Source organism: Microvirga solisilvae (assembly GCF_022808595.1).
Taxonomy (GTDB): domain Bacteria; phylum Pseudomonadota; class Alphaproteobacteria; order Rhizobiales; family Beijerinckiaceae; genus Microvirga; species Microvirga solisilvae.
In genome coordinates, this window is record NZ_JAKUCN010000004.1 from 195,796 (window position 1) to 219,643 (window position 23,848).

The following is a 23,848-nucleotide window of genomic DNA, read 5'->3' on the forward strand; positions in this document are numbered from 1 at the left end:
GATGCATCCACATCCCTTGCTCCATGCTCTTGTCGGCGACGCGGAAGTGGAGGCCTTGTTTTCGGATGAGGCCGAATTCGTCGCCATGCTGCGCGCGGAAGCCGCTTTGGCGGAGGCGGAAGGAGAGGCCGGTCTGATCGACAAGGAGGCAGCCACGCGGATCATGGATGTCTGCCGCAGCTTCACGCCCGACTGGCCGAAACTTGCTGAAGGCCTGGCGCAGGATGGCGTGGTCGTTCCGCAACTCGTCAAGCAATTGCGGGCCGCTGTCGGTGAACCGCATGCCAAGGCCATTCATTACGGCGCAACAAGCCAGGATATCATCGATACGGCGCTTATCCTGCGCCTCAAGAGTGTCGTCGATATCATCGCACAGCGAATCGCTCGTTTGAGCGAGGCGCTTCATGCGCTTAAAGAGCGCGACGGTTCGGTTCGCCTGATGGCGCATACGCGAATGCAGCAGGCGTTGCCGTTCACCGCTGCGGACAAGGTCGATACGTGGCTGCATCCCCTTGAGCGTCACAAAGAGGCTCTGCGATCCCTCGCACCACGCCTGCTTGTTCTCCAGCTCGGCGGTCCCATCGGGACGCGTGGCGAGCTTGAGGGCCGTGGCGATGCGGTGGCGGATGTCATGGCAAAGCGCCTTGGTCTCGGCTCTGCGCCGTCCTGGCATTCCCAGCGCGACCGTATCGGTGAATTCGCGGCGTTGCTGTCACTTCTGTCGGGAACTCTCGGCAAGATCGGTCAGGATGTGGCGCTGATGGCGCAGAACGAAGTGGCCGAGGTGCGCCTTGCCTCCGGCGGTGGCTCATCCGCCATGCCGCACAAGTCAAATCCCGTTCAAGCCGAACTGCTGGTCACGCTGGCACGCTTCAATGCAGGCCTGCTCGGCACGCTGCATCAGGCACTCGTGCATGAGAACGAGCGTTCGGGCGCGGCCTGGACGCTGGAATGGATGGTTCTGCCGCAGATGGTGGGGGCCACGGCTGCGGGCTTGAACAAGGCGCAGGCCTTGATCGGCAGTATGAGCTTTGTGGCCTCACAGGCACCCAAGCATTAGGCATCGCCGACGATGACAGTCACCCTGCCACTTCCATCGCAATCGGGACAAGGTTTCTGGTTCAACTCGCCAGAACCGTTGCAGGTGGGGCAGATGTTCTCGCCGGTCTGCTTTGTGCCGGGTGCATCTTCATCGCCGGGATTTTTTCTGTCCTCTTCAGCCATCGCTTCATCTCCGTTGCAGGAGGAACGCCGTATGTCACGCAGCGGTTCGCTTCGGGAATGCGAGCGCTGAAGAGCGTGCACTGACAAGAACAAAGCGCTGCTTCAGACGCAGCAGGAGGAAATGACAATGCGCTGCCAAGTTGCGATCATCGGTGCAGGACCTGCAGGCCTTCTGCTTGGCCAGCTTCTGCAGAAAGCCGGAATCGACAACATCATCATCGAGCGCCGCAGCCCCGATTATGTGCTGGGCCGCATCCGTGCCGGCGTGCTGGAGCAGGGAACCGTCGAGCTTCTCGAAAAGGCGGGCGTGAGCGAGCGCATGCATGCCGAGGGGCTGGTGCATGACGGCGTGGAATTTTGCTTCGATGGCGACAAGCATCGCTTCAACTTCCGCGAGCTGATCGGGCGCACGGTCACCGTTTATGGCCAGACGGAGGTGACGCGCGATCTCATGCACGCGCGCGACGCGTCCGGAGCCGTCTCGATCTACGAGGCGGATGATGTGTCGATCCACGATTTCGATGGCAACACACCGAAGGTGCGTTTCGTCAAGGATGGCGTGCAGCAGGAACTTGTCTGCGATTTCATTGCCGGATGTGATGGCTTCCACGGCGTTTGCCGCGCCAGCGTGCCGGCAGGTGCGCTCACCACCTTCGAGCGTGTTTATCCCTTTGGCTGGCTGGGTGTGCTAGTGGACCGCCCGCCTGTAGCGGATGAGCTGATCTATGCGCATCATGCGCGGGGCTTTGCGCTCTGCTCCATGCGCTCGCCGACGCGCAGCCGCTATTACGTACAGGTGCCGTCTGACGAAAAGGTCGAAGCCTGGTCGGACGAACGTTTCTGGGACGAGTTGCGCCGGCGTGTGGACGAGGAGACGGCAGAGAAGCTGGTCACCGGTCCCTCCATCGAGAAATCCATCGCGCCACTTCGCAGCTTCGTGGCCGAGCCGTTGCGGTTCGGGCACCTGTTCCTCGCGGGCGACGCCGCTCATATCGTGCCGCCCACGGGCGCCAAGGGGCTGAACCTCGCCGCCAGCGACGTGGGCGCGCTCGCGGAGGCGCTGACCGAATATTATCAGGAGCGATCCCCGGCTGGAATCGACGGCTACTCGGCGAGGGTGCTCGCCCGGGTCTGGAAGGCGGAGCGCTTCTCCTGGTGGATGACCTCGATCCTCCACACCTTCCCCGAGACCGATGCCTTCGGCAGTCGGATGCAGCGGACCGAGTTCGACTATTTGGTTAGCTCCGAGGCCGCCTCCCGGTCCCTGGCCGAGAACTATACGGGCCTTCCCATCTAGGCTCTCAGGGGTGTGAACAGTCCCTAAGACCAGTATGGACAGAAGGCGACCAATATGAGACCAGTTAGGGGTGAACCCGACTGGCCCTGAACCCCTTTTCCGGTCCTTGTACCGGCAATCATTGGCAGGCTCCCGTATCAATGAGGACGGGCTGGGCCTGCTTGGGCCTTGCGCCTGGATCATCGACGGCGCCACGGGTTTGTCCACCGAACAGCTGACCAAGGGCGGCAGCGATGCCGCTTGGCTCGCGGGCACCATCGGGGAAACCCTGGAGCGGCTCGCGAGCGACGACCGAGCCGGCGCGGAATACCTGAAGCGCCTTGAATCCGAGGTCGAAGGGCTGTTCAAGGAGGTGACCGCTCATCTGCCGGGTCACCATCTGCATCATGCCCCTTCGGCATGCCTCGGCTTTGTTCGTGCGCAGGCAGGCGGTGCCGGAAAGGTGCGGGTCGAAGGCTCTTTCCTTGGCGACGTAGTGGCCCTGGTTCCGACGGAGCAGGGAATCGTGCGCTGGACGGATGAGCGCGCCAAGCCCTTCGAGCGGAAGACCCTCGCGGCGCTGGAGGCCGGAGGCCATGAGCCCGGCCAGATGCCCGAGGCGGTGAGACAGCAAATTTTCGAGAACCGCACCAAGCTCAACCAGCCGGAAGGTTACTGGGTCGTGAGCCCGTGCCATCCATGGGCGGGCCATGAGCTGCGGTTCGAGGCTGACGTTAAGGCGGGCGAGATCATCGTTCTCGCGACCGATGGCTTCATGCGCCTCGTCGATGTTTTTTCAGCTTACACGGATCGCACTCTCCATGCCGCTCTGAAAGAGGGCAGGGGAGACGATCTGATCGAGGAATTACGCGCACTGGAGCGTGGCGACTCCCTCTCGGGAGCTTACCCGCGTGTCAAAATGCACGATGATGCGACAGTGCTCGTGATCGCAGCCGAGACAGGCGGCTGACAAGAATTCCGAAGGGCGATCCTCAAAAGCGCTCTTCGGTGGGAGGACTAAGGACTTAACAATGAGGGATCTCACAATGAAACTCACCCGACGCATTCTGATGGGCGCTGCCGCCGGCAGCTTCATCTTCTCTGCCGGCGCCGCCATGGCGCAGCAGACCGAGCTCACCTTCTGGAGCTGGCGCCAGGAAGACAAGGCGTTCTACCAGGACGCCATCAAGAAGTTCCAGGCGAAGGAGCCGAACATCTCGATCAAGTTCGAGACCTACGCTCCTGAGAACTACCAGACCATTCTCTCGACCGCGCTCGCTGCCGGCCGCGGCCCGGATGTGATCCAGGTTCGCGCCTACGGCAACCTCGAGACCATCGCGACCCCAGGCTATCTGCTTGCGCTCGACAAGACCAACGTGCCGGAACTGGCGAACTTCCCCGAGGCTGCTCTCGCCGCCGAGACGCTGCGCGCCGATGGCAAGGTCTATGCCGTGCCGTTCGCCATGCAGACCCAGCTCGTGGTCTATAACAAGAAGATCTTCAAGGATAACGGCCTGAACCCGCCGAAGACCTGGGACGAGCTGATGACGCTCGCACAGGCCTTGAAGGCCAAGAACATCACGCCGTTCGGCAACGGCACTGCGACCGCCTGGCAGAACGAGACCATTGTCGGCGGCCTGCTGTCGTCGATGCTCGGCCAGCAATTCGAGGCGGACATCGTGTCCGGTAAGGCAAACTTCACCGATGCGCGCTTCGTGAATGCGCTCACAAAGCTGAAGGACGTGAGCCAGTACTTCTCGCCGAACTTCACCGGCGTCGATTACCCGTCCTCGCAGCAGCTCTTCGTGGCTGGCCGCGCGGCCATGTTCGCTGGCGGCTCCTATGAAGTCGCGAACTTCAAGAACCAGAACCCCACGCTCGATCTCGGCGTGTTCCCGGCGCCTGTCCTGAAGGCTGGCGATCAGGCGCTTGTCGCTACCTATTACGATGGCGGCTATGCGGTGAACGCGAAGAGCGAGAAGAAGGACGCTGCGCTGAAGTTCGTGCGCTTCCTCGCCACGCCGGAATACGGCACGTCCTTCACCAACACCCTGAAGAACCTGTCGCCGATCAAGGGTATCAAGATCGAGGACGCGATCACGCAGGATGTGGCTAAGCTCACCGAGAACGCCATGTCCTACCTGATGCTCGTGCGCTTCCGCTATAACGAGCCGAGCGGCTCGGTGCTGCTGCAGTCGAACGTGCAGAAGATGCTCGCCGGTCAGCAGACGCCTGAGCAGGCCGCTGCCGAGATCAACAAGGGCATCGCGACCTACTACAAGCCGTTCCAGAAGTAAGGTTTCGGCAAGGGAGCGGCGGCTTTGCCGCCGCTCTCGAAGGTTCTACAAACCTCCACCTCATCCTGAGGGCCTGCGCAGCAGGCGTCTCGAAGGATGATCCAGTGAACGCTGGAGACGCCTCGTCCTTCGAGACGGACCTACCGGTCCTCCTCAGGATGAGGCTAAGGCGGAGGCAATCCGTAAGGTTTGCACATCCATGCCCGTCTCGCCCAAACAGGCCCGCACGCTGAAGCATCGCAGCTGGGTGGCGTTTCTCGTCGTCCCGCCCATCGTCTTCATGTCGCTGTTCGTGGTCTATCCGATCCTGTCCGCCTTCGCTTACGCCTTCTATGAATGGCGCGGGATGGCGCGAGGCGAATTTGTGGGGCTGGCGAACTTCAAGGAAGTGCTGTTCGGCGCCACCATGGCGCCTACCGTGTGGAATGCCTTCCTGCACAATGTCTATGCGCTCATTGCGCTCATGATCATCCAGAACGGCGGCGGATTCTTGCTCGCATGGCTGCTCTACAAAGAGCCCTTCGGCTTCCGTTTCCATCGCGTGGCGGTGTTCGTGCCGGTGGTTCTGTCGACGATCATCGTGGGCTTCCTCTGGAAGCTCTTCCTCAATCCGAATTTCGGCATCATCAATCAGGCGCTCTATTCCTTGGGCCTCGATTCATGGGCCAAGCCGTGGCTGGGCGATTCATCGACCGCGCTCGGCGCGCTCATCCTCGCCAATGCGTGGCACTTCGTGGGCTTCCCCACGCTCGTCTATCTGGCCGGCATGCAACGCATCCCGTCCGAGATCATCGAGGCGGCGCGGCTCGACGGTACGAGCGAGTGGCAGCTGTTGAAGAACATCGTGTGGCCGCTTGTGGCGCCGAGCACCACCATCCTGTTCACGCTGCTCTTCATCGGCGCGTTCAATTGGTTCGAAATTCCGTATGTAATGGTGGGTCTCGACGGTTCGCCCTTCGGTACCACTGACGTGCTCGGCCTCGTCTTCTACCGCACGGCCTTCGGCAACCAGAGCGCCAGCATCCAGAACTTCGGCCTGGGCTCCGCGCTTGCCACCCTCATCTTCCTCTTCATCGTCGTCTTCGCGTCCACGCTTACCCTGTGGCTGCGCCGTCGGGAGATTCAGTTTTGACCGCCCTGGCCAGTTCCTCCGCATCGCGCAAGCCCATCTCCTTCGCGTTTCTCGCGCAGGTGATCCTGATCGCGAATTCCTTCATCATGCTCTATCCGGTCGTGGTGATGGTGCTTTCCGCCTTCAAATCCACGGGCGAGATCTTCGAGCATCCCTTCGCGCTGCCCAATTTCACGCAAGTCGGCAACTTCGCCAAGGTTCTCGGCGAAACCTCGATGCCGACCTACTTCATGAACTCGATCATCGTGACGGGCGCATCGATCATCCTGATCCTCGTGCTTGGCACCATGGCGGGCTATGCGGTGGCGCGTTATGAATCGCGCACCAACACCTTCATCCTGCTGTTCTTCCTCGCGGGCCTGATGCTGCCCCTGAAGCTCGCGGTGATCCCGCTCTTCATCCTGTTGCGCGACCTCAACCTGCTCGACAGCCGCTGGAGCCTCATCGTCACCTATACGGCCATCGGCCTGCCATCGGCCGTGTTCATCATGGCGGGCTTCCTGCGCTCGCTGCCTTCTGAACTGGAGGATGCTGCGCGCATCGACGGTGCGTCGGAGCCGCGCATCATGTGGTCGGTCATGCTGCCGCTCGCGCGCCCGCCCATGGCAATCGCCGCCATTCAGAATGCAGTGCCGATCTGGAACGACTTCTTCTTCCCGCTCGTGTTCATCCAGACCGATGCTTACAAGACGCTGCCGCAGGGCCTCACGACTTTCATGGGTGAGTACACCACCGATTGGGGCATGCTGTTCGCGGGCCTGACTATCGCGGCTGCACCGATCACGCTTCTCTACATCGCCCTGTCGCGCCAGTTCATCCAGGGCATGACGGCGGGAGCGGTGAAGTAAGATGCCGATTCCGAAAGGCGCTCTCGTCGTATCTTGCCAGGCCCGTGCGGACAATCCGCTGCACGGCCCTGTCTACATGTCCGCCATGGCGCTCGCCGCGGAGGCTGGCGGCGCGAAGGGCATTCGCGCCAATGGCGTCGAGGACATCGCTGCCATTCGTGCTGTGACGAGCTTGCCGATCATCGGCATTGCGAAAGTGTGGAACGACCGCTTCCCGGTTTACATCACGCCGGGCTTCGATGATGCTGCCCGCATTGCGAAGGCCGGCGCCGATATCATCGGCCTCGATGCCACGGTGCGCCCCCGCGACGGCGAGCCGGTGGATCGCCTGATCGCTAGCATTCGCGGCGAACTCGGCAAGGAAGTCTTTGCCGATATTTCTACGCTCGATGAAGGCAAGGCCGCACACGCCTATGGCGCAACCTATGTGGCGACGACGCTCTCCGGTTACACGGAAGAGACAGCTTCGCGCAAAGGCGAGGGCCCCGACTTGGAATTGCTGGAGGCGCTTGCCGCAGCCATTCCCGCGCCGGTCGTGGCGGAGGGCCGTTTCGACACGCCTGAGCTTGTGGCTGAAGCCTTCAAGCGCGGCGCCCATGCGGTGGTGGTGGGAACGATGATCACCAATCCGCGCGAAATCACCAAGAAATTCGTCCGTGCCGCAGAAGCACGGAACCCATAAGGGAGACCAGAATGGCCAATGTGTCGATCCGCGATGTCCGAAAGTCCTTCGGTACCGTCTCGATCATCAAGGGTGTCGATGTCGATATCCAGGATGGTGAGTTCGTCATTCTCGTCGGCCCCTCGGGCTGCGGAAAATCCACGCTGTTGCGCATGATCGCTGGGCTTGAGGATATCTCCGGCGGCGACATCCGCATCGGTTCGCGCGTGGTCAACGACGTGCCGCCGAAGGACCGCGATATTGCCATGGTGTTCCAGTCCTACGCGCTCTATCCGCATATGACGGTGGCCGAGAACATGGAGTTCTCGCTGAAGCTCAAGGGCGTGCCTGCGGCCGAACAGAAGAAGCGCGTGGCGGAAGCCGCAAGCTCGCTCGGCCTCACGCCGCTGCTCGACCGTTATCCGCGCCAGCTCTCCGGCGGTCAGCGCCAGCGCGTCGCCATGGGTCGCGCCATCGTGCGCGATCCGCAGGTGTTTCTCTTCGACGAGCCACTCTCCAACCTCGATGCCAAGCTGCGCGTGCAGATGCGCGCCGAGATTAAGGAACTGCACCAGCGCCTCAAGACTACGACAATCTACGTGACGCACGACCAGATCGAGGCCATGACCATGGCCGACAAGATCGTGGTGATGCATGACGGCATCGTGGAGCAGATCGGCGCGCCGCTGGAGCTCTATGATCGTCCGGCGAACCGCTTCGTTGCGGGCTTCATCGGCTCGCCTGCCATGAACTTCATCGAAGGCCGGTTCGGGCCTGAGGGGATCGTGCTGCCGAGCGGCGCGGTGCTGCCGCTGGACATCAAGCCGCAGCTGAATCTGGGCGCGGAAATCACCTATGGCATCCGTCCCGAGCATCTTCAGATCGCGCCTGCTGGAACGCCCGGATCCATCCCGGCAACTGTCTCGGTGATCGAGCCGACCGGCTCCGACACCACCTTGATCGTGAAGGCGGAAGGCGGCAATCTGACAGTCGTGCTGCGGGAACGCTGCGCCCTGAAACCCGGTGAGGCGGTGGCTCTGAAGCCGGTTGCCCATCAGGCTCACCTCTTCGACGAGCAGGGCAAGCGCATCGCCACGGCTTAAAGGACACACGGAAACGTGAAGGCACCATCGGCGTTCCCGGGTGTACCTCTATCAGAGGTTTGAAACGAGGTTTCGCCGTGTTGATCCGTCGCCCGTCCGATATCCTTCCCTCCGAGATCACCCCTCGGGAGATTTATCTCAACCGTCGGCAATGGATGGCCGGGGCCGCAGGGCTCGGCCTCGCAGCCGCCTTTCCAGGATGGGCGGAAGCTGCGCCGTTATCGGCGGCCAAGAGTCCCTTCTCCACGGACGAGAAGCTCACGAGCCGCGAGGACGTGACGAGCTACAACAATTACTACGAGTTCGGTGTCGACAAGGACGATCCGGCGAAAAACGCGGGAACGCTCAAGACGTCGCCCTGGACGGTGAAGATCGACGGGCTTGTCGGCAAGCCGCAGGAGATCGGCATCGAGGATCTGATCAAATCATCCACTCTCGAAGAGCGCATCTATCGCATGCGCTGCGTCGAAGGCTGGTCGATGGTGATCCCGTGGGTCGGCTTCCCGCTCTCCGATCTCATCAAGCGCGCGGAGCCGCTGGGCAGCGCAAAGTATGTAGCGTTCGAGACCGCTAATCGTCCGAACGAGATGTCGGGCCTGCGTACGGTCTTTCCTGTGCTCGACTGGCCTTACACGGAAGGCCTGCGGCTCGATGAAGCCATGCATCCGCTGACCATCCTCGCGGTCGGCCTCTATGGCGAGACGCTGCCGAACCAGAATGGCGCGCCGATCCGTCTCGTAGTGCCGTGGAAATACGGCTTTAAGGGCATCAAATCGATCACGCGTATCAGCTTTGTGGAGAAGCAGCCGCAGACGGCCTGGAACAAGCAGACACCGAGCGAGTACGGCTTCTATGCCAACGTGAATCCGAACGTGGACCATCCGCGCTGGAGCCAGGCGACAGAGCGCAGGATCGGGGAGGGCGGCTTGTTCGCCAAGCGCCGTCCCACGCTCATGTTCAACGGTTATGCGGAGCAGGTGGCAAGCCTTTATAACGGCATGGACCTGAAGAAGTATTACTGATGCAGGAACGCGCTTCCGTTCAGGCTGCTAAAAAGGGCTTCGCGCTGCCGCAGGTGCCGAAGATCCTTGTCTACATCGTCGGCTTCATTCCTGCTGTCTGGCTGTTCTATGCGGGCATCACCGATCAGCTCGGCGCGGACCCCATGCGCACGCTGGAGCAGGAGCTCGGCGAATGGGCGTTCCGCTTCCTCATCGCAACACTCACGATCACGCCTCTGCGCCAGCTTTTCTCCGTCAATCTTCTGCGCTATCGCCGCGCCATCGGGCTGCTCGCGTTCTATTACGCGCTCCTGCATCTCATCACCTATACGGTGCTCGACCAGGGGCTCGATTTCGCGGCCATCGGCGCGGATATCGTGAAGCGGCCCTACATCACCATCGGCATGGCGACCTTCGTCATTCTCGTGCCGCTCGCCATCACCTCCAACAATCTCTCGATCCGCCGTCTGGGCGGGCAGGCCTGGGCAAAGCTGCATAAGCTTGTCTACCTCGCCGCCATCGGTGCCGCGCTCCACTTCATCCTCGTGGTGAAGTCCTGGCCGCTGGAACCGCTGATCTATGCGGCTATCGTCGCCGTTCTCCTCGGCTATCGTCTTGTGCGCTCCCTGGGGAGGAAGCCCGCGCCTCGCCGCCGCCCGGCTTGAAGCTGCGGCCCGCTTCGGTAAGGATGCCGGGGCGGGGAGGGGTGAGGAGCAGCCGATGAACGCGTTACCGTGCATGAGAAGCGCCTTATGGACGCGTACCTGCGTCAGGGCGACAGGTCTGTGCTCGTGACGGATTGGTTGTCTCCCGAGGAATGGACAGCCGTCGGCTTGAGCCTCAAGGTCGCGCTCGTCGCCATGGCGGCGAGCCTCATTCCCGGCATCGCCATTGCCTATGCGCTGGAACGCAGCCGCTTCTGGGGACGCCAAGTTCTCGACGTGCTCGTTCACCTGCCGCTCGTGCTGCCTCCCGTCGTCGTGGGCTATACGCTGCTTCTCGGGTTCGGGCGGCGTGGTCCCATCGGTTCGTTTCTCGCCGAACATTTCGGAATCGTGCTGTCCTTCCGATGGACCGGGGCCGCGCTTGCCTGCGCCATCATGGGCTTTCCTCTGCTCGTGCGGGCCATCCGCTTGTCACTCGAAACGGTGGATCGAAAGCTGGAAGATGCGGCAGGCACGTTGGGCGCACATCCCGTTTGGGTTTTCCTGTTCGTGACATTGCCGCTGATCTTGCCGGGCATCATCGCGGGCATGGTTCTCTCCTTCGCCAAAGCCATGGGCGAGTTCGGCGCGACCATTACCTTCGTGTCCAATATTCCGGGCGAGACGCAGACGATCCCGTCGGCCATCTACACCTTCACGCAGGTGCCGGGCGGCGAGGGCGGCGCGCTGCGTCTGACGCTCGTGTCGGTTGTCATTTCCATTGCAGCCTTGTGGGCGTCCGAATGGATGGCGCGGCGCGTCAGGCGAAAGGTTATCGCCTGATGATCCTCGACGTCGATCTTCATCACAGGCAGGGCAGCTTCACGCTTGAGGCGCGCTTCCAATCGGATGGGCGCCTTACCGCTTTGTTCGGCCCCTCGGGCTCCGGCAAAACCACGCTCGTCAACATCATCGGCGGCCTCGTTCGTCCCGATGCTGGGCGCATCTCGGTGAAGGAGCGCATCCTCATCGACACGGCGCAGAACATCTTCGTGCCGCGGCACCGACGCAGGATCGGTTATGTTTTTCAGGAGGCGCGTCTCTTCCCGCATCTGAACGTGCGGCAGAACTTGTTGTTCGGACGTTTCTTCACGCCTCGTCGCGAGCGCGTGTCGAGTTTCGATGCCATCGTCGAGATGCTGGGCATTGCGCATCTTCTGAATCGTTGGCCTACAACGCTCTCCGGTGGAGAAAGACAACGCGTCGCCATCGGTCGAGCCCTTCTCACGGATCCGCAATTGCTGCTGATGGATGAACCGCTCGCCTCGCTCGATGAAGACAGGAAGACCGAGATCTATCCTTACATCGAGCGCCTGCGGGATGAAGCGGGCGTGCCCATGGTTCTCGTGAGCCATTCCGTCGCCGAGGTTGCGCGGCTTGCCACGTCCGTCGTGGTTCTCAACGATGGTCGTGTCACGGCTTCGGGACCGGCATCGGAGATCCTGCGCCACACGAGGTTCTTTCAGCATATGGGTCCTGCGGAGGCCGGCGCGCTGATCGAGACGCGCGTGCTCCGGCACGACGATGCTTATGGCCTGACCGTGCTGCAGGCTGCTGCCGGTGCGCTCACCGTGTCCCGCGTCGATCTTCCTTTAGGCGCGCCTGTGCGCGTGCGCCTGCGGGCGAGGGACATCATGCTCTCGCTTGCTCCGCCGGACGGAATGAGCGCGCTCAACGTGCTTCCTGGTACGATCACGGCCATCGAGCCGGTGGATGCGTCCAGCATGGATGTGACCCTCGATTGCGGCGGCGACGGCATCGTGGCGAGCGTGACGCGCAAATCCGTGGAACGGCTTGGCCTTAAGGTGGGGCTGCCGGTCCATGCCATCATCAAGAGTGTCGCATTCGACCGCGAAGCCCTTGGCTCCCCGCGCATGGGAAATATGTGAGCTTCCATCTGCAAGGTTGCGCCGTGGCCTCAGGCGTGTAGCCTGCCTCCAACCCTTTTTGCGAGAGATGACGCCATGAACGAACAAGTCCGCACGCCCTCCGATGCCATGTCCCACGACCAGCTGCTCGACCGCCTGGCGGAAGTGACGGTGCGGGTGGGGCTTGGCCTCAGGCAGGGACAGGAGGTCGTCATCACCGCTCCGCTCGATGCGGTCGCCTTCGTGCGCCGCATCACGGAACACGCCTACAAGGCCGGCGCCTCTCTCGTGACCACGTTGTTCTCGGACGAGGAGGCCACCCTCATGCGCTATCGCCATGGCCACGACGAGAGCTTCGACACGGCCCCCGCCTGGCTCTTTGACGGCATGGCGGCAGCCTTCAAGAACGGCGCAGCGCGGCTTGCCGTCGTCGGCGAGGATCCGTCGCTGCTCGCCAAGGAGGATCCGGACAAGGTCTCCCGCGCCAACCGCGCGCGCTCGAAGGCCTATATGCCCGCGCTCAGCCTGATTGCGGATTCCGTGATCAACTGGACGCTTGTTGGCGCCGCAACGCCCGCATGGGCTAGAACCGTGTTCCCGAACGATCCGGAAGATGTGGCCGTCGCAAAACTTTGGAAAGCGATTTTCGCGGCCTCCCGCGCCGACACGCCCGATCCGATCGCGGCCTGGGAAAAGCACAACGCGGCCCTTCACGCGCGCAGGGACATGCTGAATGCGAAGAACTATGCCACGCTGCATTTTACCGGCCCCGGCACGGATCTGCGCGTGGGCCTTGCTGATGGACATCAATGGGCGGGCGGTTCGAATAAGGCGAAGAACAGCATTATCTTCAACGCCAACATCCCGACCGAGGAAGTCTTCACCACGCCGCACAAGGACCGCGTGGATGGCTATGTCACCAGCACCAAGCCGCTCTCCTATAACGGCACGCTGATCCAGGACATCCAGGTGAAGTTCGAGGGCGGGCGCATCGTCGAGGCCAAGGCCCGCACGGGCGAGGCCGTTCTTGGAAAGGTGCTGGACACGGACGAGGGCGCCCGGCGTCTCGGCGAGGTGGCGCTCGTGCCGTTCTCGTCACCGATATCGAAGAGCGGCCTGCTGTTCTTCAACACTCTCTTTGACGAGAACGCCTCCAGCCACATCGCGCTGGGCCAGGCCTACAGCAAATGCGTCCGTGGCGGCGGCGACATGAGCGAGGAGGAGCTTGCTTCCCGTGGGGCCAACAAGAGCCTGATCCACATCGATTGGATGATCGGCTCCGATAAGGTCGATGTGGACGGCATCACCCAGGATGGAAGGGCTGAGCCTCTTATGCGCGGTGGAGAATGGGTAACTTCGTAACGAAAGGACTCGCGCTCTTCGCGGCCTTGAGCTTATGCTCCTAAACAACTGCCTGATTTCACATAATTAAAGCGCTTGACGTGTCAGGTCTGGACTTGTGATGGAAGACAGGTATCAAAGAGGTACAGGCCTTCCGCTCGGGAAGGTCGGTGCTTTTCCATGGGCATGGATGGATGTCGGACAACACGCCTAACCTGAAGTCTTCTCATCAGCCTCTCCTGTCGGTTCGCTCGCTTTCGGTCGAGTTCGGGGCAGGGTTCAAAGCGGTCAAGGACGTCAGCTTCGACGTCGAGCCGGGCAAGACCCTTGCCGTCGTCGGCGAGTCCGGGTCGGGAAAGTCCGTCACCTCGCTGGCGATCATGCGGCTCACCGACTACACGGGCGGCCGGATCGTCGGCGGCGAGGTGATGTTTCGCCCCGCCCAGGGCGAGGCGATCGACCTGACCAAGGCGTCCGACGACACGCTCCGGAGTATTCGCGGCAACGACATCGCGATGATCTTCCAAGAGCCGATGACGTCGCTCAATCCGGTCTTCACTATCGGCAACCAGATTGCCGAAACCCTCGTCCTGCACGAGAGGCTGAACGCCCGTGATGCGCGTCTGCGCGCGAAGGAGCTGCTGCAGAAGGTGCGGTTGCCCGATGCGGAAAGGCTGCTCGACCGCTATCCGCATCAGCTCTCGGGCGGTATGCGCCAGCGTGTGATGATCGCCATGGCTCTGGCATGCAATCCCAAGCTCCTCATTGCCGACGAGCCGACGACTGCGCTCGACGTGACGATCCAGGCGCAGATCCTCAACATCATCCGCGACCTTCAGCAGGAGATGGGCACCGCCGTCATCTTCATCACGCACGACATGGGCGTGGTGGCCGAGATGGCCGACGACGTGGTGGTGATGTGGAAGGGCGAGAAGGTGGAGCAGGCGCCCGTGCGCGACATTTTCGCAGCACCCCAGCATCCCTACACCCGCGCGCTCCTCTCCGCTGTGCCACGCCTGGGCAGCCTGCAAGGCCAGCCTCTGCCCAAGCGCACGCCCGTCATGGTGATGGATGGCGGTGAACCGAGATTGGTCGGCGAGACGCATGTGCAGAACACCGCCGATTACGCGAAGCCTCTTCTCCAGGTCGATAAGCTGACCACCCGCTTCGATGTGGGCAAGACCTTCCTCGGCCGCGTGACGCATCGCGTCCACGCCGTTGAAGAGGTGAGCTTCGACATCTATCCCGGCGAGACCCTGGCACTGGTGGGTGAATCAGGCTCCGGCAAATCCACCATTGGCCGCACGCTGCAGCAGCTTGTCGAGCCCACCTCCGGAACGGTGCGCTTCGATGGGCGCGACATGGCCGCCATGAGCCATGGTGATCGCCGCCGCCTGCGTCAGGAAATCCAGTACATCTTCCAGGATCCCTTCGCCTCGCTCGATCCGCGCCATACGGTGGGATACAGCATCGCGGAGCCCATCGTGGTGCATGGCCTGATCCGCGACCGCAAGGCCATCGAGAAGCGCGTGCATGAGCTTTTGGAGCATGTGGGCCTGCAGCCGCAGCATGCCAAGCGCTATCCTCATGAGTTCTCCGGCGGCCAGCGTCAGCGCGTCTGCATCGCGCGTGCGCTCGCAAGCGATCCGCGCCTCATCATTGCGGACGAATCCGTGTCGGCGCTCGATGTGTCGATCCAGGCGCAGATCGTCAACCTGCTCATGGAGCTGCAGGAGAGGCGGCATCTCTCCTATCTCTTCATCACGCACGACATGGCCGTGGTGGAAAAGATCAGCCATCGCGTGGCGGTGATGTATCTCGGCCAGATCGTCGAGCTGGGAACACGTCAAGCGATCTTCGAGAACCCGCAGCATTCCTATACGCGCAAGCTGCTCTCCGCCGTGCCGATCGCCGATCCGCAGCGGGAGCGCGCGAAGATGCGGATCGAGGGTGAAATTCCAAGCCCGGTCCGCCCGGTCGGGCAGGAGCCCGCCATCCATCGCATGCGCGAGGTGGGGCCTGGGCATTGGGTTGCCGTGGAAGCCGATGCGCTTCGCGGCGCAGCGTAAGTCTCAAACACAAAGAGGGAAGACGAGACATGAAGTTTTCGAAATTTTTCATGGCGGCGGGAATGGCCGTTGCCATGGCAGTGCCCTTCGCCGCGCCGAGCGCGCAGGCCGCCGGCACGCTGACGGTGGGCCTCACCATCGATCCCGGCAGCTGGGATCCGATCGACACCTTCCTCGTGCCGTGGGCATCCGCCGCCACGAACATCTATGACGGCCTGACCTCGCGCGGCCCCGACATGAAGCTCCAGCCCGGCCTCGCCACGAGCTGGGAGTTCCTCGACAACAACAGCCGCATCCGCTTCAAGCTGCGCCAGAACGTGAAGTTCCACAACGGCGAGCCCTTCAATGCGGCGGCTGTGAAGTTCACCTTCGACCGTCTTCTCGGCGACGAGGGCAAGAAGGGTCCGCAGCAGTCGAACTACAACTCTATCTCCAAGGTGGATGTGGTTGACGATTACACGGTCGACTTCATCATGAAGCAGCCTGATCCGGTGCTGCTCACCAAGCTCGCCGGCTATGGCGGCATGATCGTGCCGCCGAAGTACATTCAGGAAAAGGGCGACGAGTACTTCAACACCCATCCGGTCGGCACGGGCCCGTTCAAGTTCGTGGAGTACAACCCGAAGGTCAACCTGACCCTCGAGGCATTCCCCGAGCATTGGGGCGGCGCGCCGAAGCTCGACAAGGTCGTCTTCCGCATGATCGCCGAAGCGAACACGCAGATCGCCGAGCTGCAGGCTGGCCGCATCGATCTCGCGACGCTCATTCCGTTCGGCCTCACGCCGACCGTGCAGCAGGCCTCCAACCTGCAGCTCGTCAGCATCACCGGCCCGACGGTCGTGTCGCTTCGCCTCAACACCCGCGACGGCATCACCAAGGACGTGAAGGTTCGTAAGGCTCTCAACATGGCTGTCGACCGCGAGGCGATCATCAAGGCCGTGCTGCTCGGCCACGCGAAGCCCATCGCGAGCTTCCAGTCCGAGCTGTCCTTCGGCTATGATCCGAACCTGAAGCCGGTTCCGTTCGATCTCGCGGGCGCCAAGAAGCTCCTGCAGGAAGCGGGCGTGCAGCCCGGCGCTCCGATCAAGATCGACTTCCGCGGCAACGACGCCACCTTCCGCGAAGTCGCGCAGGCAGCAGCAGGCTTCTTCCAGGCTCTTGGCCTGAAGCCGTCCGTGCAACCCTATGAGCCTGCGGTGCTGCTCAACGACATCATCCCGAACGGCAAGACAGGCGAAGCCTGGCACAATGCCTGGGGCGGCTGGACCTTCGACTACGACAACACCGCCTACCTGATGTATCACTCGGGCGAGAAGTGGAACCCCTATGGCAACGACAAGAAGCTCGACGAGCTTCTGGAGAGCCAGCGCAAGATCTACGACGTGAAGGAGCGTGAGAAGATCCTGCAGGAGGTTGCGCGCTATGTTGCCGACCAGGCGCTCGAAATCCCGCTCTATAACCAAAACACGATTGTGGGCTTGAACAAACGCGTGAAGAACTTCACCGCGCCTGCCGATCTGCGCTTCCGCTTCACGAATGTGACGGTTGAGTAAGTTCGAGCTTTACGAAGAATAAGAAACAGGATCACGAAATGGCTGCCTTCATCCTCAAACGGCTGTTGCAAGCTGTCTTCGTGGTCCTGGCCGTGACTTTGATCGTATCCTTCGCGATCAGGCTGTCGGGCGATCCAGCGGTCATGATGGTCGGCGGCGCGGGCAGCGTCACCGAGCAGGACCTTCAGAACATCCGCCAATCGCTCGGCCTCGAGCGGCCCTTCATCGTCCAGTATCTCAGCTTCCTTCAAGGCATCGTCGTTGGCGATTTCGGCAAAAGCTTCATGGGCGGAACGCCCGTGTCGCAGTTGATCGGCCGCGCGCTTCCCTCGACCTTGCTGCTGGCCTTCGCCTCTCTCATCACATCCATCGTCCTGTCCGTCCCGCTCGGCGTCTATGCGGCGGTCAAGCGCGGCCAATGGCAGGATCAGACGATCCGCATTCTCTCCCTCGTCGGCTTGTCGTTCCCGAATTTCTGGCTTGCGATCATGATGGTGCTGTTCTTCTCCATCATGCTAGGCCTTCTGCCGCCGAGCGGAATGGAGGGTCCGCAGAGCTTCATCATGCCCGCGCTCACCATGGCGATCATCCTCACCGCCACCAATGTGCGGCTGGTGCGAACCTCGATGCTTGAGACGCTCTCGCAGCAATACATCATGGTGGCCCGCTCCAAGGGCCTCAAGGATTGGGTGGTGCTCTACAAGCATGCCCTGCGCAATTCCGCGATCCCGCTCGTCACCTATATCGGCCTGCAATTCGGCGGTCTCATCGGCGGTCTCGTCATCGTGGAACGGGTGTTCAACTGGCCTGGCATGGGCACGCTCGCCTTCGACGCCATTGCCGCGCGTGATTATCCCGTGCTCCAGGGCACGATCACTGTGCTCGCCCTGTTCATCATTTTCATTAATATCGTGATCGACATCGCCTACGGGCTCATCGATCCGCGCATCCGCACGGAGTGAGGCTCATGGCAACGGCACAAGCCCTTCCTTCAAGCCGCCGGCGCTTCCGGTCGTTCGAACTCATTCTCGGCACGCTGCTCGCGGGCGGCATGGCTCTTGCCGTGCTGTTGTCGCCGCTCCTGTTTCCCGATGGCGGTGAGAGCATGGATTTGATGGCGCGCCTCGTGCCGCCGTTCCAGCAGGCCTCGCACATTCTCGGCACGGACCCGCTCGGCCGCGATATGCTCGCCCGCGTCATCGTCGGCGGCAAGATCTCGCTGACCGTCGGTCTGCTGTCGATGCTCGGCGCGATGACGCTGGGTACGCTGATGGGGTTGGCGGCGGGCTATTATCGCGGCATCGCGGAAATGGTGCTGATGCGCTTTGCCGATATCCAGCTCGCGCTGCCCTTCATTCTTGTGGCCATCATGTTCCTCGCCATTCTCGGCACGGGTCTCGACAAGGTGATCTTCTTCATGATCGTCGCGCAATGGGTGCAATATGCCCGCCTCGTGCGCGGCTCCGTGCTCGCCTTGCGCGAGCGTGAGTTCATCCTGTCGGCGCGCGCCATCGGCGTCGGCAATTTGCGCATCATCTTCACGCATATCCTGCCCAACGTGCTCGGCCCCATCGTCGTTCTGATGACGTTGAACGTGGCCAACAACATTCTCTTGGAAAGCAGCCTCACCTTCATCGGGCTGGGCGTCGATCCGCTCATTCCGAGCTGGGGCGGCATGCTGGCGGATGGGCGCACTTATCTGCAATCGGCCTGGTGGGTCAGCGTATTCCCCGGGCTTGCCATCATGTTCACCGTGCTCGGCCTGAACCTTCTGGGCGATTGGCTGCGCGATTATCTCGATCCGACGGGGCAGACATCGAAATGACGACTTTGCTCGACGAGCGCATTTCACGCACGCTCGATATCCTTCTGCGCGACTGGGCCAAGGAAGAACATCGCAGCACGCGCCTGGAGGCCTGGCTGTTCGAGGACGAAGCCGCGCGCCGTGCCGCCGAGGCGCAATTGGCGCAAGTGGGTGTCACCGCGCGCCTGCGCAGCGCCTACAAGCCGCTCGTCCATGCTTTCCTCGAAGAGATCGAGACGGATGGACTGAAGAGCCTCGCGATCCGTTATCCGGTGCATCCTGAAGCGTCACCCGTGCGCTTCCTGTCCGAAGCCTATCCGCTGGTGGCGCTATACGACGGCGTCGAGACGAGCTTCGAGCCAGGTGAGCCCGATCTCACCTATACCGTACGCGCCACCTATGAGGATGGGCGTACCGCCGAGCACAGCGTGTTCGCGCCCAATCGCACGCGCGTCAACCATCTTGGAGAGACCGATCTTTCGCCGACGGGCTGGCTGATCATGTCCGACCGCGCCGATGGCGAAGCCGACATCGACGAGCCTCTGGAGACGGAAGCCGAACTCGTCTTCCACAAGGTCATGGTCGCGCTCGCCGCGCATGAATGGCCGGACGAGGAGCCTTATGTCGATACGCTTGCCATCGACGTGACGATCCCCGGCATCGAGCAACCTCTCGCTTACGGCGACGAGGTGATGAGCACCCGTGAGGCGCTGCACGAGGATTTCTATTTCTCGATCCTCGAATTCTTCAAGCGCCGCTCGGGCCGCGCTCCCGAGGATCGTGGCCTGCAGCCGGGACAGATCGTGCCGGATATTCGCTCGGGCGAGGGCGATGCCCATGTGCGCGTCGCGCTTCGCCGCTTCGGCCCGCCACTTGATCCCGCTCGTCCCGAGCAGGATCTGGAGACGGCGGATGCCGCGCCCGGCCTCGCGCAGATTCATCGCGAACTCGCGGCTTTGTCCGGCGAGGTCTTCGAAGGCCGTTCCGTCGAAGGACGGCCGATCCGTGGCATCTATCGTTCCGGCTCGCGGCCTGCCGTTCTCGTCACCAGCGGACAGCACGCCAACGAAACCTCCGCGCCGGTCGGAGCCTTCAGAGCGGTGCGCCGTCTGCTGGCGAACCCGGAGGCGAATGTCGCCTTCATTCCGGTCGAGAACCCGGACGGTTATGCCCTGCACGGCCGCCTCTGCGAAGGAAGCCCGCGTCATATGCATCACGCGGCGCGCTACACCTCGCGCGGCAACGATCTCGAATTCGGGCGCGAGGATGCACCCTTCGAAATCGGAGCGCGCCACCAAGCGCTGGCCATGTCCGGCGCGCAGCTGCACCTCAATCTGCACGGTTATCCGGCGCATGAATGGACGCGGCCCTTCACCGGTTATCTGCCGCGCGGCTTCGAACTCTGGTCGATTCCGAAAGGCTTCTTCATCATCATGCGCCATCATCCCGAATGGGCCGACACGGCGCGCTCGCTGGTGGAGGCCGTGACGAAAGGCCTGTCCGCCGTTCCGGGTCTGACCGAGTTCAATCGCCGTCAGATCGACATCTGCTCGATCCATTCGGGCGGCAAGCCCTATGAGATCATCAACGGCGTGCCATGCCTGATCACGGCGGAGACGCGCCATCCCGTGCCGCTCACCCTCATCACGGAATTCCCCGACGAGACGATCTACGGCGACGCTTACCGTTTCGCGCATACGGTGCAGATGGCAACCGTGATCGCCGCCGAGGAAGCCTTCACCGCGATCATGGAAGCGACTGCAGTATCTTAGGAACGGGAGCCGCCAGCCATCGTTAAGGGAGAGGTCCCTCCCTTTGACGAGGTGCGGCGATGGCGCGCTTTTCCTGGAAGCAGAACGAGAACGATGCCTCCATCAAGGAGGCGATCGACGTGGTGCGCGATCACGGCGAGCCGCTGCCTCCCATCGATGACGAAGAAGCCTTCGGTGCGGTGTTCGACCGCTTTGCCGACGCCAAGGTCGTGCTGCTGGGCGAGGCGACGCATGGTACCTCCGAATTTTACCGGGCACGCGCCGCGATCACACGGCGGCTGATCGAGAAGCACGGCTTCACCATCGTGGCCGTGGAGGCCGATTGGCCGGATGCTGCGCGCATCGATGCTTATGTGCGCCATCGCCATGTGCCTGATGCAGACGATGCCGCGTTCGAGCGCTTTCCCACCTGGATGTGGCGCAACGAGGAGGTGGCGGATTTCGTCAACTGGATGCGTGCCTACAACAAGGATCGCTCCGATGAGGATCGCGCGGAGTTTCGCGGGCTCGATGTCTATAGCCTGAACTCGTCCATTCGCGCGGTGATCGAGTATCTCGACCGTGTCGATCCGGAAGCAGCAAAAGAGGCGAGGGGACGTTACGGCTGCCTGAGCCCCTGGCAATCCGATCCCGCGCGCTATGGCCGCGCCGTCATCACGGGCCAGAAGAAATCATGCGACGAGAAGCTGCTGCACCAGCTGCAGGACATTCTCGACAAGCGCATGGACTATCTCGGAAACGACGGCAGCGAGCAATTCTTCGACGCGGTGCAGAACGCCAAGATCGTTCACGCGGCGGAGCATTACTACCGCATCATGTATGAGGGCGCGACGGAGTCCTGGAACCTGCGTGACCGGCATATGTTCGACACACTCCAGAGCCTGCTGGCGCGGCGCGACAATGCCAAGGCGGTGATCTGGGCGCACAATTCCCATATCGGCAATGCCGCCGCCACCGCCATGGGCTGGCAGGGCGAGTTCAATATCGGGGAGCTTTGCCGCAAGGCCTATCGCGAGGAGGCCGTACTGATCGGCTTCGGGACGGATCGCGGCACCGTAGCCGCCGCCGACGATTGGGACGAGCCCATGCAGGTGAAGACCGTTCTACCGGCACGGCCCGACAGCCACGAGCGGATCTTCCGCGATACGGGTCTGAAGGCCTTTCTCACGGATTGGCGGGAGAACTTCCAGGACGACCTGAAGGACGCCTTGTCCCGCCCACGCCTGGAACGCGCCATCGGCGTGGTCTACCGGCCCGACACGGAACTCTACAGCCATTACTTCGAGGCCATCATGGCCGAGCAGTTCGACGCCTTCGTCTGGTTCGATGAAACCCGGGCCGTGAGGCCGCTCAGCCACGCTCATGGCAAGGGGATGCCGGAGACCTATCCGTTCGGGCTTTGACCGGCCAGGGCGGCGTTCCCCGCCTTGCTCCCGCCGTCCGCCCCTGCTAACTGACGGCCAACTCCATTCAACCGATCTCAAAAAGCAGGGCTTTATCCCGTGTCCCGTCAGTTCATCTACCACATGCGTGGCCTCACCAAGACCTATTCGGGCGGCAAGAAGGTCTTGGACAATATTCACCTTTCCTTCTACCCGGATGCCAAGATCGGCGTGCTCGGCGTCAACGGCGCCGGTAAGTCCACGCTTTTGCGCATCATGGCCGGCATCGATACCGACTGGACCGGTGAGGGCTGGGTCGCCGAAGGCGCCCGCGTCGGCTACCTGCCGCAGGAGCCCCAGCTCGACCCGTCGAAGAATGTCCGCGAGAACGTGATGGAGGGCGTGGCCGCCAAGAAGGCGCTGCTCGACCGCTATAACGAGATCGCCATGAACTACTCGGACGAGACGGCGGACGAGATGACCCGCCTTCAGGACGAGATCGAGGCCAAGGGCCTGTGGGATCTCGATTCCCAGGTCGATCAGGCCATGGACGCGCTGCGCTGCCCGCCGGACGATTGGCCGGTGGACAAGCTCTCGGGTGGTGAGCGCCGCCGCGTGGCCATGTGCAAGTTGCTCTTGGAGCAGCCGGAGCTGCTGCTCCTCGACGAGCCGACCAACCACCTCGATGCCGAAACCACCGCCTGGCTCGAAGGCCACCTGCGCAATTATCCGGGCGCGATCCTCATCGTCACCCACGACCGCTACTTCCTCGACAACGTGACGGGCTGGATTCTCGAACTCGACCGCGGCCGCGGCATTCCCTACGAGGGCAATTACTCGTCCTGGCTCGAGCAGAAGCAGAAGCGCCTCGAGCAGGAAGGCCGTGAGGACGCGGCTCACCAGCGTACCATCGAGCGCGAGCGCGAATGGGTGTCGGCTTCTCCGAAGGCCCGTCAGGCCAAGTCGAAGGCCCGTATCCAGCGCTATGAGGAACTCGTGGCCAAAGCCAACGAGAAGGGCCCGACGACGGCTCAGATCATCATTCCGATTGCCGAGCGCCTCGGCAACAACGTCATCGAGTTCAACGGGCTCAAGAAAGCCTTCGGCGACAAGCTGCTTATCGACGATTTGTCGTTCAAGCTCCCGCCCGGCGGCATCGTCGGCATCATCGGTCCGAACGGCGCCGGTAAGACGACCCTGTTCCGCATGATCACGGGCCAGGAGCAGCCGGATGAGGGCTCCATCACCATCGGCGAGAGCGTGAAGCTCGGCTACGTGGACCAGAGCCGCGACTCGCTCGACCCCAACAAGACGCTCTATGAGGAAATCTCCGGCGGCAACGAGATCCTCTATCTCGGCAAGCGCGAGATCAATGCCCGCGCCTATTGTGGCGCATTCAACTTCAAGGGCTCCGACCAGCAGAAGAAGGTGGGCGTGCTCTCGGGCGGTGAGCGCAACCGCGTGCACCTCGCCAAGATCCTGAAGTCGGGCGCGAACGTCCTGCTCCTCGACGAGCCGACCAACGATCTCGACGTCGATACCCTGCGTGCTCTCGAAGAGGCGCTTGAGGATTACGCGGGCTGCGCCGTCATCATCTCGCACGATCGCTGGTTCCTCGACCGTATCGCCACGCATATCCTCGCCTTCGAGGGCGACAGCCACGTGGAATGGTTCGAAGGTAACTTCGCCGATTACGAGGAAGACAAGAAGCGCCGCCTCGGCACGGATTCCACGATCCCGCACCGGATCAAGTACAAGAAGTTCACGCGCTGACATGAAAAAGGCGCTATCTCTGAGAGCGCCTTTTATCTTC

The 23,848-nt window shown here is 62.2% G+C and carries 21 protein-coding genes; 20 read left to right on the forward strand and 1 reads right to left on the reverse strand.

The features are described 5' to 3' along the window. Position 1 precedes the first annotated feature (1 nt). Complete coding sequence (locus tag MJ639_RS10680) at positions 2–1,060, forward strand: 3-carboxy-cis,cis-muconate cycloisomerase (RefSeq protein ID WP_243371512.1); 1,059 nt, start codon at positions 2–4, stop codon at positions 1,058–1,060. Here MJ639_RS10680 and MJ639_RS10685 read toward each other — a convergent pair. After that, positions 1,057–1,224 (reverse strand): hypothetical protein, encoded by a 168-nt coding sequence (locus MJ639_RS10685; protein WP_243371514.1) that lies wholly within the window; start codon positions 1,222–1,224, stop codon positions 1,057–1,059. The genes MJ639_RS10680 and MJ639_RS10685 overlap by 4 nt on opposite strands. Before the next feature lie 127 nt (positions 1,225–1,351). Here MJ639_RS10685 and pobA point away from each other — a divergent pair, with 127 nt between their 5' ends. From pobA to ettA, 19 genes are all read left to right on the forward strand, one after another. Beyond that, a complete protein-coding gene (gene pobA / locus MJ639_RS10690) occupies positions 1,352–2,521 on the forward strand; it encodes a 4-hydroxybenzoate 3-monooxygenase (RefSeq protein WP_243371516.1) in 1,170 nt (389 codons plus the stop codon). A 121-nt stretch (positions 2,522–2,642) separates the two neighbouring features. Next, positions 2,643–3,470, forward strand: a complete 828-nt coding sequence (locus MJ639_RS10695; protein ID WP_243371518.1) for a hypothetical protein — start codon at positions 2,643–2,645, stop codon at positions 3,468–3,470. Between the two features lie 76 nt (positions 3,471–3,546). Then, a complete protein-coding gene (locus tag MJ639_RS10700) occupies positions 3,547–4,797 on the forward strand; it encodes an extracellular solute-binding protein (protein WP_243371520.1) in 1,251 nt (416 codons plus the stop codon). A gap of 199 nt (positions 4,798–4,996) precedes the next feature. Further along, complete coding sequence (locus MJ639_RS10705; protein WP_243371522.1) at positions 4,997–5,929, forward strand: carbohydrate ABC transporter permease; 933 nt, start codon at positions 4,997–4,999, stop codon at positions 5,927–5,929. Continuing rightward, positions 5,926–6,777 carry a carbohydrate ABC transporter permease gene (locus MJ639_RS10710; protein WP_243371524.1) on the forward strand — a complete coding sequence of 284 codons (852 nt, stop codon included), beginning with the start codon at positions 5,926–5,928 and terminating at the stop codon, positions 6,775–6,777. Before MJ639_RS10705 ends, MJ639_RS10710 begins: the two co-directional genes overlap by 4 nt. A 1-nt stretch (position 6,778) precedes the next feature. Further along, a complete protein-coding gene (locus MJ639_RS10715; protein WP_243371526.1) occupies positions 6,779–7,459 on the forward strand; it encodes an N-acetylmannosamine-6-phosphate 2-epimerase in 681 nt (226 codons plus the stop codon). Between the two features lie 11 nt (positions 7,460–7,470). Further along, positions 7,471–8,541 (forward strand): ABC transporter ATP-binding protein, encoded by a 1,071-nt coding sequence (locus MJ639_RS10720; protein WP_243371528.1) that lies wholly within the window; start codon positions 7,471–7,473, stop codon positions 8,539–8,541. Between the two features lie 77 nt (positions 8,542–8,618). Further along, on the forward strand, positions 8,619–9,563 hold the full coding sequence (gene msrP, locus MJ639_RS10725; protein ID WP_243371530.1) for a protein-methionine-sulfoxide reductase catalytic subunit MsrP: 945 nt from the start codon (positions 8,619–8,621) through the stop codon (positions 9,561–9,563). Next, complete coding sequence (gene msrQ, locus MJ639_RS10730) at positions 9,563–10,207, forward strand: protein-methionine-sulfoxide reductase heme-binding subunit MsrQ (RefSeq protein ID WP_243371532.1); 645 nt, start codon at positions 9,563–9,565, stop codon at positions 10,205–10,207. The genes msrP and msrQ overlap by 1 nt, the downstream gene beginning before the upstream one ends. A gap of 87 nt (positions 10,208–10,294) precedes the next feature. Next, the gene (gene modB / locus MJ639_RS10735; RefSeq protein WP_243371535.1) at positions 10,295–11,029 is read left to right on the forward strand and encodes a molybdate ABC transporter permease subunit; all 735 of its coding nucleotides are present in this window, start codon (positions 10,295–10,297) and stop codon (positions 11,027–11,029) included. After that, on the forward strand, positions 11,029–12,135 hold the full coding sequence (gene modC / locus MJ639_RS10740; RefSeq protein ID WP_243372024.1) for a molybdenum ABC transporter ATP-binding protein: 1,107 nt from the start codon (positions 11,029–11,031) through the stop codon (positions 12,133–12,135). Before modB ends, modC begins: the two co-directional genes overlap by 1 nt. Positions 12,136–12,210: 75 nt before the next feature. Next, entirely contained in the window at positions 12,211–13,476 is a 1,266-nt protein-coding gene (locus MJ639_RS10745; RefSeq protein ID WP_243371538.1) for an aminopeptidase, read from the forward strand. A 173-nt stretch (positions 13,477–13,649) separates the two neighbouring features. Continuing rightward, on the forward strand, positions 13,650–15,524 hold the full coding sequence (locus tag MJ639_RS10750; RefSeq protein ID WP_243371540.1) for an ABC transporter ATP-binding protein: 1,875 nt from the start codon (positions 13,650–13,652) through the stop codon (positions 15,522–15,524). A 29-nt stretch (positions 15,525–15,553) separates the two neighbouring features. Continuing rightward, complete coding sequence (locus tag MJ639_RS10755) at positions 15,554–17,077, forward strand: ABC transporter substrate-binding protein (protein WP_243371542.1); 1,524 nt, start codon at positions 15,554–15,556, stop codon at positions 17,075–17,077. A 38-nt stretch (positions 17,078–17,115) separates the two neighbouring features. Further along, a complete protein-coding gene (locus MJ639_RS10760) occupies positions 17,116–18,039 on the forward strand; it encodes an ABC transporter permease (RefSeq protein WP_243371545.1) in 924 nt (307 codons plus the stop codon). A 5-nt stretch (positions 18,040–18,044) separates the two neighbouring features. Next, a complete protein-coding gene (locus tag MJ639_RS10765; protein WP_243371549.1) occupies positions 18,045–18,902 on the forward strand; it encodes an ABC transporter permease in 858 nt (285 codons plus the stop codon). Further along, positions 18,899–20,653 carry a M14 family zinc carboxypeptidase gene (locus MJ639_RS10770; protein ID WP_243371551.1) on the forward strand — a complete coding sequence of 585 codons (1,755 nt, stop codon included), beginning with the start codon at positions 18,899–18,901 and terminating at the stop codon, positions 20,651–20,653. Before MJ639_RS10765 ends, MJ639_RS10770 begins: the two co-directional genes overlap by 4 nt. Before the next feature lie 59 nt (positions 20,654–20,712). Next, a complete protein-coding gene (locus MJ639_RS10775; RefSeq protein WP_243371553.1) occupies positions 20,713–22,056 on the forward strand; it encodes an erythromycin esterase family protein in 1,344 nt (447 codons plus the stop codon). 99 nt (positions 22,057–22,155) lie between these two features. Then, on the forward strand, positions 22,156–23,808 hold the full coding sequence (gene ettA / locus MJ639_RS10780) for an energy-dependent translational throttle protein EttA (RefSeq protein ID WP_243371556.1): 1,653 nt from the start codon (positions 22,156–22,158) through the stop codon (positions 23,806–23,808). The last annotated feature ends 40 nt before the right edge of the window (positions 23,809–23,848 follow it).